1 protein-coding gene is annotated in these 220 nt (G+C 51.8%); it reads right to left on the reverse strand.

The annotated features are described in order from the left end of the window. Positions 1-220, reverse strand: a 220-nt coding sequence (locus ACXAG7_RS20250) for a hypothetical protein (RefSeq protein WP_476667973.1), incomplete at both ends; no start/stop codon positions are given.

Consider the following 220-nt stretch of genomic DNA (forward strand, 5'->3'; position numbering starts at 1 on the left):
TTCCGCCGGTAGCTGGACTTCCTCCTAAGGCTGCAAATAACTGCGCCGATGTTACCGTGCTTCCTGCACAGATCGTTAGTGTTCCGTTAGTACCTGCATTTGGTAAAGCTTGTTCGCTTACCACTACCTGAGCTGTTGCTGCTGTGGTACATGGTGCCGTTGCGGCTACTGTATACGTATAGGTATTAGCCCCTGCTAATGCTGGTGACCAAGTTCCGCC

The organism is Tenacibaculum sp. AWR4_210 (assembly GCF_056160945.1).